Here is a 9,137-nt window from a genome sequence, read left to right on the forward strand (position 1 = left end):
GGTCCCGGGGGGCGGGGCCGCTCCCCGGCGGGGACGTCACGGGTGCCGGGTCACAGCGGCGCGGCGCGCAGGGTGAGCAGGGCGAGCAGCAGCACGGGGGACGCGGCCGGTACGGCCAGGACGACACGCAGTTTCGACCAGCGGCGCTTCCACGGCAGCGCCCAGGAGGTGATCAGCGTGGCGACCGGGAGCCAGGCGGCGTACAGGATGACACCCGCGACCGCCAGGAGGGCGGGGTCCGGCCCCTGCCCGCACGTGTCCTCGCAGTGGTTGCCGACGAGCAGCAGGAACATCCCGACGATCAGCAGGACGCAGGGCGAGCAGGCGAGCAGGACGGCCGAAGCAACGGCGGGCGCGACCCACGCCGGCGGGTCACGGTCCGGTACGACCGCCGGCCGGTACGCGGGGTGGTCGTGGTGGGCGCTCCGGTACGCGGGCGAGGGGGACTGTTCGGCGGCCACGGGCACGGGCATGGCGGCAGTCAACCACCGGTGCGCGCCGGGACCGACGCCGGACCGGGGCGCCGGTGGTGTGGCGGGCGTTCCGGTTCGTGCCGGGCGGGGGTGTCAGCCGGCTCCTGCGGTTCTGCTCGCCTGCTGGGGGCTCATGCGCTCCGGGCGTCCCCTGCGTCGTACGACGGTCTCCTCGCCGTACTCGCCGAGTATCACCACGTCGAACGCGGCGCGCGCGTAGACGCGGACGGCGCGCAGGGCGTCGCCGAGTACATGGCGGTGGCCGGCCTCGACGGGTGAGGCGCCGTGGGGGTGGAAGGGGCCGGAGCTGGGGTGAAGGGTCGCTGTGCTCATGTCTCCATGGTGCGAGTCCGGACATAAGCAGCGCATCGGTCTGAGGGATGCATCTTCCCCTAGGTCCGGCGGCCCGGCCCCCTAGGGGACCACCGGGCCCACCGGACCGTACGGGTCGGGGGCCGGCCGTCCGCCCGTGCCGGCCGGCCCCCGCGCTCACGTCAGGTCGCGCATGCGGCGCAGCGGGCTCGTCCACAGGGCCGCCGGGGCGAGGAAGGCGAGGGCGCAGATCAGCCAGAGTGCGCCCCGGTTGCCGAGGAGCCCGGCGGACGCGCCGGCGGTGAGCGCGCCGAACGGCACCGCGCCCCACGACACGAACCGCACCGTGGCCATCACGCGGGGCAGCAGCTCGGGCGGGGTCACGGTCTGCCGGTGGGTGCGGGTGAGGATGCTCAGTACGACGACTCCGCAGCCGAAGCCGATGTTGCCGAGCCCGAACAGCAGGTAGCCCCAGCCGCTGTCGGACAGCGGCATCAGCAGCGCTGCCGTGGAGCCGAGCAGGGACGTGCACAGGATGGTGCGGGCGCCGCCGATGCGCTGCACCAGCTTCGGGGTGAGGGCGGCGCCGATGAGGCTGCCGATGCCCTCGGTGGCGATGAGGACACCGACGAGGCCGGCGGGCGCGTCGAGGGTGCGGACCAGGAAGACCGGCAGCAGGGCCATGAACGCGCCGCAGATGAAGTTGGTCAGGGTGGCGGCGGCCACGCAGGGCCGGATCACGGGATGATGGACGACGAACCGCCAGCCCTCCTTGATCAGCTGCACGGTGGACTGCCGCTCGGCCTCCGGCCGGGTCCGTTCGGGGCGCGGCAGGCTGCGCAGCAGCACGGCGGAGATCACATAGCTGACGGCGTCGAGGACCAGGCTGAACGCGGCGCCGCAGAACTGGACCAGCACACCGCCGAGCGAGGGCCCGCCCAGTTGGGTCGCCGACGCGGACGCGGAGGTGAGGCTGTTGCGGGCGGTCAGTTCGTCCTTGCTGACGATCGACGGCAGGAAGGAGGAGTTGCCGACGTCGAAGACGACGGTCGCCAGGCCGAGGACGAGCGCCACCAGCACCAGATGCGCCAGGTGCAGCACGTCCAGGGCGTAGGCGACCGGCACCGACAGCACGGCCGCCGCGCGGATCAGGTCCATCGCCACCTGCGTGCCGCGCAGCGGCAGCCGCTGCACGATCACCCCGGCGGGCAGGCCGATCGCGATCCACGCCGCGTACTGGGCGGCGGTGAGGAAACTGACCTCCAGGCTGGAGGCGCCGAGCACGCTCACCGCCATCAGCGGCAGCGCGACCGTGGTGATCGCGTCGCCGACCCCGCTGACGGTGGAGCCGGTCCAGTACCGCCAGAACGCGGAGGCGCTGCGGCGCCGGTCGATGCCGGTCTCGTCGGACGCGGCGATGTTCTGGTCGGCGGTCACGAGATCTCGACCTCCATGGACAGGTCACGGCAGCACTGCACGACCGTCTCCACCCAGCGGCGCGGGTCCTCCGGGTCGAAGGCGCGCATGGTCTCCAGCGCCCAGTACTCCTCGAAGGTCAGCTCCTTCGGCCGGGTCTCGCGGAAGCGGCGGGCCCGCCATTTCGGGGTGCGGGAGCCGAAGTTGCCCTGGCTCTCCAGCAGCGCGTCCACGGTGTGCCCGAGTGCCTTGCGGGCGGACAGCACCGCGCTGTCCAGGTCGCCGGCGGCGAGCTGGCCCACGGCGTCCTCGATGGAGGAGTCGGCCTCGGCGAGGGAGCGGGTGGTGACGAACGCGCGGAACGCCGAGTCGGCCACGCGCCGCTTGCAGTCCTCCACCCAGGCGGAACCGCTCAGCGTGAGGCAGGTGCTCAGCCGTTCCAGGAACAGTTCCTCCGCGTCGACGAGCGCCTTGGCGGTGGAGTTGCCCTCCTCGAACTGCTCCCAGGTGACCTTGTCGAGCATCTGGCGGACCTGGTCGTCGACCCAGTACTTGATCTCCCAGCGGCGTCCGTCGACGTACAGGACGACGGCGGGGACCACTCCGGGGTCCAGCGGTACGGGGATGGTGCGGGCGCTCTCCCCGGTCCAGGGGGTGCGGCAGATGACGTTGAAGTCGTAGTCGCTGCCCTCGTTGGCCCAGCCGCGGGCGACCGAGCCGACGCAGCAGACCGCGAGGCAGTCCTCCGGTATGAGCCCGCGGCGCTCCATTTCCTCCAGGCAGCCGGTCAGACTCGTACTCATGATCTACCCCTCCCGGATCGGACTGGCCTCAGCGTTCAACAGAACCCTTGGGGCGTCAACTGCCACATGAGACAGCCCGATTCACCTTTCTGACGGACCGTCAGTTTGCCTGTTCGCGCCCTGGGCACGTGGCGGCGGACGCTGTGCGGCGGAGGAGCACCCACTCTCTCTCCGTGCTCTTCCGCAGCACCCCTGACCTGGGGGTTCATCGCCACACCGCGAACGGGGTGTCGGTCTCTTCGGGGGCGAAGGAGCCGTGGTCGTAGCGGTAGTCGGGGTCGGTGAGGAACCTCTCGCCCTCGGCGACGAGCACCACGTCACCGACGCGGGCGCGGGCCGCCGAGCCCGCCGGGAAGACGTCGTCGGCGCCCATCACCCGGATGTCGTACGGCAGCAACTCGCGCAGCACGGCGGCAAGTTCACGGCGTTCCGTTTCCGGCGTCGGGTACAGCCAGCGCATGCGGCCGGCGCCGCCCATGCGGAAGCCGTACCGCTGTCCCAGCTGGTCGAGGAGGGCGGCCCGCTTCTCGTCGTGCACGGTGGGCACCAGGCCGTGGTCGGCGTGGGCCACCACCAGCGTGCCCCGGGCCGCCAGCTCGCGGGCCCAGTCGTCGAGGGCGGTGAGGACGTCGGTGGTGTGCCGGTCGTAGCCGTGGCGGTGCACGTGCTGGTCGACCTCGATGTAGCACCAGATGAGACAGGACTGCTGCGTTCCGTATCGGTCGAGGGCCGCTTCCACGGCCGTACGGACCCTGGCGACGATGTCGGTGGCGGGGCGGGGCCGGTAGGTGCCGGCCTCGGTGTAGAAGGTGTGGCCGGTGATCGGTTCGGCGCCCTGGAGGAGGGCGTCGCGCCAGGCCGAGCCGTAGTGCTCCATGTCGCCGAGGAGGGCGAGGGGGCGTCGGCCCAGTCGGGCGGCGTCGTGGAAGACGGTGCCGGTGTCCGGGGCGAGGCCGGGGCCGGCGTATGCGAGGAAGTTGACCAGGTCGGGGCCGCCGGAGGGGTCGGCGAAGACGACGCCCGGCACGCCGTGGGCGGCCGTGTCCAGGCCGGTGAGCGCGCTCAGCCAGCACGCCGAGGAGGTGGTGGGGGTGACCGACCGCATGAGTCGGGTCCGCGCGCCGGGCCAACAGCGTTGCGCGGTGGCCAGGTTGACGCCGTCGAGCGCGAACACGACGGTGTGCGGTGGCTGTTCGCCGGGCGGTGCCGTGGTGCCCGCCATCAGGCGGGCCAGCTCCGCGCGGAAGTCCGCCACGGTCAGCGGGGCGGTGGGGGCATCGGTGTGCGGGGGCCCGGGTGTACGGGTCCGAACGACCCCGGGTGTACGGGTCTGCCGGGGCTCGGGGGCGTTGTGCACCTGGTTTCGTACCAACCTTCGTCGGCCGGAGCCCGGCGACCGGGCCCGGGTACGTGTATGCGCCCGCCGGACCGGGCCCGGCGGGCGGCGGTACGGCGGTGTGGCGGAGGGCGCCTTCGGGGCATCGTCGGCTGTGTCCGAAGGCGCCCTCCTCGCGGACGCGCAGCCCGTACCGGCGTGCGCGTGGGGTCAGCCCACGAGTTCGCCCTGCCGCGGGCGCCGCGTGAGGGAGCGCTCCCAGAAGCGCCGCGCTGCGCCGCCGTGGACGAACGGTGGGGAGGGGGGTCACTGCGCCCGGCGCAGCTCCCGTTCGGTGGCCTGCCGTTCCGCCTGGCTGTGGTCCGGGCCGAACAGGCGGATGGTGAAGTCGCCCTGCTCGTGGACGCGGAGACCGGGCTTGACGGTGCCGGCGGGCCGTCCGGCGGTGCGGGCCGCCGTGCCGGCGGGCGTGGGCGAGGCGGTGCCGGCCGGGGTCCGGTTCAGGCGCTCCTCGGCGAGCGCGGCCACGGTGTCGGCCCACTGCCGCAGATGGCCGGGCATCTGCTGCCGGCGGGCGGTGTCGCGCAGCCTGTCCCACAGGCCCGCCCCGCTCCACTGGGTGAACCGGCGGTGGGCGTTCTGCCAGGACACGGCGAAGGTCTTCGGCAGCGCCCGCCAGGGCACTCCGCTGACCAGGACGTACACGATCGCGGCGAACATCGCCTCGTCGTCGGCGCGCTGGGTTCCGCCGCCCTGGGGGCGTACGGCGGGGCGGGGCAGATGACGGCGGGCCAGCGGCCACAGCACCATGGGTGCGAGCCAGCCGAAGCGGCCGGCGCCGGGGATCGTCGGCGCCTGCGCCTGCCGAGACGGTCTCGCCGTGGTGGTACGGCGCAGGGGGGAGACGGTCTGCGGGCGCTGGGTCACTGGGCCTCCATCGCGGTCGCCAGAGCTTGGAATATGAGCGCGGCCGAGGCGGCGCCCGGGTCCTGGTGGCCCACGCTGCGCAGGCCCAGGTAGGAGGCGCGGCCTCGGCGGGCCTGCATGGGTTCGGTGGCCCGTACGCCCTCGTCGGCCGCTTCGGCGGCGGCGCGTGCGGCGGCCCGCGGCCCGGCCCCGTCACACAGGGCGTGCCCGAACGCCTCGGCCGCCGGTCCGTACACGTCGTACATGGTCTTGTCGCCGGGCTGGGCGGCGCCCATGCGCTGGATGCTGTCCCGTGCGGCGTTCAGCCCGTCGGCGAGGAGCCGGGTGTCGTCGGGTTCCGCCGCGGTGTCGAGGGTCTTGCCGAGCGCCCGGAACGCGCCGCCGAACAGCGGTCCGGAGGCTCCGCCGACCGTGGAGACCAGGGTGGTGCCCGCCGTCACCAGCAGCTGTCCGGCGGTCGTGCCGGCGGGCGGGGGCTCCGCCAGGCCGGCCGCGACGGCGGAGAACCCGCGCTGCATGTTGACCCCGTGGTCACCGTCGCCGATGGCCAGATCCAGCTGAGTCAGTCTGTCCTTCTCCCGCTCGATGAGCAGGGCGGCGTTCAGTAACCACGCCCGCGTCAGCTCGGAGTCCAACGGTCCTCCCAAGGTTCCATTACCGGCATGTGCCAACCCGTCAGCAGCCCCAGCGCAGTGCCGGGGTGTTCACCGGGGTGTTCCAGAGGCCGAGCGTCCGCTCGTCCGCCCGGCAGACGGTGAGCGAGACGCCGGCCATGTCGAGGGCGGTGACGTAGTTGCCGACGAGGGTGTGCGCGACGGTCAGGCCGGCCTTCCGCAGCACGGCGGAGGCCTCGTTGAGTACGACGTAAAGCTCCAGCAGGGGCGTTGCGCCGAGCCCGTTGACCATGACGATCGTCCGGTCGTCGTCGCCGGGCGGCAGCTGGTCCAGCAGTACGGCGAGGGCGTCCTGGACGATCTCGGAGGCGGGGCGCAGGGGTTCGGTGCGCAGGCCGGGTTCGCCGTGGATGCCGACGCCGAACTCGATCCGGTCGTCGGGGAGTTCGAAGCCGGCCCGGCCGACGGCGGGCACGGTGCAGGCGGTGAGGGCGATGGCGATGCTGCGGGTGGCGGCGTTGACGCGTGCGCCCGCGTCGGCGACGGCCGTCAGGTCGGCGCCCTGTTCGGCGAGGGCGCCGCAGACGCGTTCGACGAAGACGGTGGCGCCGGTGCCGCGGCGTCCGGCGCTGCGGCCGGGTGTGCCGTCGGGTGTGCCGGTGGCGGCGTCGTCGTCGACCACGACGGTCCGTACCGCTATGCCGAGGTCTTCGGCGAGTTCGGCGGCCATGGCGAAGTTGAGGGTGTCGCCGGTGTAGTTCTTGACGATCTGCAGGACGCCCCGCCCGGAGTCGGCGGCGCGCAGCGCGGCGAGGATGCGGTCGGGGGTCGGGGAGGTGAAGACCTCGCCGACGACGGCCGCGTCGAGCATGCCGCGGCCGACGTATCCGCCGTGCAGCGGCTCGTGGCCGGCGCCGCCGCCGGAGACGACTCCGACCTTGCCGGGGACGGGCGCGTCGGCGCGGCTGATGACGTGCGTGCGCGGGTCGATCCGCAGATCGGGGTGGGCCGCTGCCATGCCTGCCAGGGCGTCCGCCGTCAGGGACTCGGCGGAGTTGATGAGCTTCTTCATCGCAGGCCCCCTCATCTCGGCCGGCTGCCCGCATCGAACGGCTGGTCCGCCGATGCGCGTTCGGGTCTGGTGAACACTGTTCCCGGCGAAGACCAGCTAAACATGAACGGTGTTCCCCATTGCTGAACGCTTGCCGGAAAATTACGGCGGGGCTTCGCAGCATGTCAAGGAGATGCCGCGGCGTGGCACGGGCCCCGCGAACCCCGGTCGACGCTAACTCATGCACATGACACCGGCCTATACCGGTTGTCCGGTACGTGGCCAGAGGGTAACGTTCGGTCAGGTCACCGAGCGGTCACGACCAGGCTACGCGAGGGGCTCGCCCAAGCGGCCGTTCCGGTCGCGGCAGTGAGGGGGAACACTGTGAAGAGGTGCGGCACACCATGTGCCGACGGCTGCGGACACCGACCACCCGGCTACGCACGTACGTCTGCGAAAAGCCAGGTCAGAAGGTCGGCAGCCGCCCGCCGGCCCGGAATCCGCCCAGCTCGCGGGAGAGATTGCGGGCCGTCTCACGCGTCGCGATCGCATGCGCCTGCCGGCGCTCCTCGTCCAGCAGCCGCTCCACCGGACCGACGAGACCGATCGCCCCGGCCACCCCGGGCGTCCGCTCGAAGATCGGCGCGGCGATCCCGGCGTCACCCAGAGTCAGCTCCTGTGACTCCACCGCGTACCCGATGTCCCTGACCTGTTCCAGCTGAGCGCGCAGCGCCTCCGGATCGGTGACGGTGCGTCCGGTCAGCGCGGGCAGCGTGCCGTCCAGCAGCTTCTTCTGCTGCTCCCCGGGCGCGAAGGCCACGACGGCCTTGCCGAGCGCGGTCGCGTTCCACGGCAGGGTGGCCCCGGTCTCCAGCGCCTGGACGACGCCCTCGGGACGGAAGGCGTGGTGCACCACCATGATCTGGTCACCGACGAGCACCCCCACCCACACGGCCTCCCCGGTCCGGGTGGCCAGCACATTGGCCCAGGTCATGGACCGTGCGCGCAGCTCGTGCGTGTCCAGGTAGGCATTGCCGAGGGTGACGAGCGCGGGCCCGAGCTGGTACTTGCCCGACTCGGCGTCCTGCACCACCATCCCCTCGGCCTCCAGGGTCCGCAGCAGCGCGTGGACCGTCGGCTTGGAGACACCGATGCGGTCGGCCAGCTCCGTCACGCCCAGCCGGGGAGCGGCGCCCGTGAGTTCGCGCAGGACGAGCACCGCACGACGCACCGACTGGACCATTTCTCGCCCCTGTTCGTTATTGCTGAACCCTGTTCAGAGAATTACTGTACCCGTTCATGAAACCGTCCGTTGGCATCGTACTGGTGTCACACAGCGCACAGCTCGCAGCGGGAGTGGGGGAACTGGTCGGGCAGATCTGCTCGCAGGACGTGCCGGTCTGCGTCGCCGGAGGGACCGACGACGGCTCGCTCGGCACGAGCTACCGCCGTGTGCAGGAGGCCCTCACGGCCGCGGACCGCGGGGGCGGCATCGTCGTCCTGCCCGACCTGGGCAGCGCGGTCCTGATGACCCGCACCGTGCTCCAGGACCATCCGCATCTGAACGCCGTCATCGCCGACGCGCCCTTCGTGGAGGGCGCCGTCGCCGCCACGGTCGCCGCCGCCGGAGGCGGCGATCTCGCCACCGTGCTCAAGAGTGCCGAGGAGGCCCGCCATGCCCGCAAGTTCTGACCCCACGACCGCCGTGCCCACCGCACCCGCCACGCCTGCCGCGCCCACCGTGGCGTCTGCCTCGCCCGCCTCGCCCGCGTCATGCGCGGAACCGGCCGCGCCCGGCCACCGGTTACGGATCGTGCTCCCCGCCGACCTGCACGCCCGGCCCGCCGGACGGCTCGCCACCACCGTCGGCCGTCTGAAGGGCGTCACCGCCCGCCTCGAGCACCGGGGCCGCTCAGCCGGAGCCGCCAGCGTGCTCGCCCTGATGGCGCTCGGCGCCCGCGCCGGCGACGCCGTCGACCTGATCGTCGAGGGCCCCGGCGCCGAGGAGGCGGCCACCGCGCTCGCCCGGGTCCTCGCCGAGGCGGAGTGACAGGTCACCACGACACACCCTCCCGTGCGGCGCCTCCTCTCTCCGTCCTTCTGCCTCTCACCGTCCTTCTCCGTGCGGCCGTCCGTGGGCCACCCGCACTCCCACGGCAGCCCCGCCCCGGAGGAACCGCCACCCCGAAACGGCCACCCCCGAAC

General features: G+C 72.9%; 10 protein-coding genes and 1 pseudogene. 2 read left to right on the forward strand and 9 right to left on the reverse strand.

All coding sequences use genetic code 11. From position 1 onward, the window contains the following. Positions 1-50 precede the first annotated feature (50 nt). The 9 genes and pseudogenes from MTQ10_RS23490 to MTQ10_RS23530 form a co-directional block, all read right to left on the reverse strand. A complete protein-coding gene (locus MTQ10_RS23490) occupies positions 51-473 on the reverse strand; it encodes a hypothetical protein (protein ID WP_247472099.1) in 423 nt (140 codons plus the stop codon). Between the two features lie 150 nt (positions 474-623). Beyond that, positions 624-806, reverse strand: a pseudogene (locus tag MTQ10_RS23495) (hypothetical protein); the annotation flags it as partial. Positions 807-962: 156 nt separating this feature from the next. Then, positions 963-2,222, reverse strand: coding sequence for an MFS transporter (locus MTQ10_RS23500; RefSeq protein ID WP_247472100.1), 1,260 nt, complete (start codon positions 2,220-2,222; stop codon positions 963-965). Continuing rightward, complete coding sequence (locus tag MTQ10_RS23505; RefSeq protein ID WP_247472101.1) at positions 2,219-3,004, reverse strand: nucleotidyltransferase domain-containing protein; 786 nt, start codon at positions 3,002-3,004, stop codon at positions 2,219-2,221. Before MTQ10_RS23505 ends, MTQ10_RS23500 begins: the two co-directional genes overlap by 4 nt. A gap of 205 nt (positions 3,005-3,209) precedes the next feature. Continuing rightward, positions 3,210-4,259, reverse strand: a complete 1,050-nt coding sequence (locus MTQ10_RS23510; protein ID WP_247472102.1) for an alkaline phosphatase family protein — start codon at positions 4,257-4,259, stop codon at positions 3,210-3,212. A 387-nt stretch (positions 4,260-4,646) separates the two neighbouring features. Next, complete coding sequence (locus MTQ10_RS23515) at positions 4,647-5,267, reverse strand: transposase (protein WP_247472103.1); 621 nt, start codon at positions 5,265-5,267, stop codon at positions 4,647-4,649. Then, positions 5,264-5,902, reverse strand: a complete 639-nt coding sequence (dhaL, locus tag MTQ10_RS23520) for a dihydroxyacetone kinase subunit DhaL (RefSeq protein ID WP_247472104.1) — start codon at positions 5,900-5,902, stop codon at positions 5,264-5,266. Before dhaL ends, MTQ10_RS23515 begins: the two co-directional genes overlap by 4 nt. A gap of 40 nt (positions 5,903-5,942) precedes the next feature. Further along, positions 5,943-6,953, reverse strand: a complete 1,011-nt coding sequence (gene dhaK / locus MTQ10_RS23525) for a dihydroxyacetone kinase subunit DhaK (protein ID WP_247472105.1) — start codon at positions 6,951-6,953, stop codon at positions 5,943-5,945. Between the two features lie 445 nt (positions 6,954-7,398). Further along, entirely contained in the window at positions 7,399-8,163 is a 765-nt protein-coding gene (locus MTQ10_RS23530) for an IclR family transcriptional regulator (RefSeq protein ID WP_247472106.1), read from the reverse strand. 68 nt (positions 8,164-8,231) lie between these two features. Here MTQ10_RS23530 and dhaM point away from each other — a divergent pair, with 68 nt between their 5' ends. Further along, complete coding sequence (dhaM, locus tag MTQ10_RS23535; protein WP_247472108.1) at positions 8,232-8,624, forward strand: dihydroxyacetone kinase phosphoryl donor subunit DhaM; 393 nt, start codon at positions 8,232-8,234, stop codon at positions 8,622-8,624. Continuing rightward, positions 8,608-8,982, forward strand: coding sequence for an HPr family phosphocarrier protein (locus MTQ10_RS23540; RefSeq protein WP_247472111.1), 375 nt, complete (start codon positions 8,608-8,610; stop codon positions 8,980-8,982). The genes dhaM and MTQ10_RS23540 overlap by 17 nt, the downstream gene beginning before the upstream one ends. Positions 8,983-9,137: the final 155 nt, after the last annotated feature.

Source organism: Streptomyces sp. XM83C, from assembly GCF_023072675.1.
Lineage (GTDB): Bacteria > Actinomycetota > Actinomycetes > Streptomycetales > Streptomycetaceae > Streptomyces > Streptomyces thermocoprophilus.